The organism is Lysinibacillus sp. 10T31 (genome assembly GCF_056394365.1).
The window spans coordinates 1-471 of record NZ_JBFTHS010000193.1 but is presented as its reverse complement, the minus strand read 5'-3'; the positions used below and the strand labels follow the sequence as shown (position 1 = coordinate 471).

The window sequence follows — 471 nt, the reverse complement described above, 5'->3', positions numbered from 1 at the left end:
CGGTAGATCCGCACCTTCTCGCCCTTGTTGTTGTACTCGACCGGTTCGCTGACCCGCCAACGGCGCAACACCTCGGCTTCTTCCGGTGTGCCGTCGCCCTTGAGGATCAACTCGCCCTTTGCATCGACCAGCCACGACTTGCCCGATTCGACCTCCACCTTGGTTTGCAACGGCCGACCGAAACCGTCCAGGCACTTGATACTCACCCTCACTTGCATCTCTTTATCACCGGGGTAGCGATCGGCCCGCAGGGTGGCGGCGTACACCGGCTCACGGTGTGCCGCATCGATCTCGTTCTTCAGGATCTGCTCGTTCGCATCAGGGCTTTCCAAGCCTTGAAGATGCTGTCGAGCCCTTTCGCAGATATGTCCGCTGGGCAGAATAAAACCTTCGGCTCTGGCCCAGGCCAGCCATTCAGCGGACCGTGGCGATACGCGGGAGACGCGGCCCATCCAGCAGAAGGTGTCCCAG

At 60.9% G+C, this 471-nt stretch carries 1 protein-coding gene; it reads right to left on the bottom strand.

What is annotated here, in order from left to right; all coding sequences use genetic code 11:
• Positions 1-471, bottom strand: a 471-nt coding sequence (locus tag AC1DCY_RS27595) for a hypothetical protein (RefSeq protein ID WP_477355931.1), incomplete at both ends; no start/stop codon positions are given.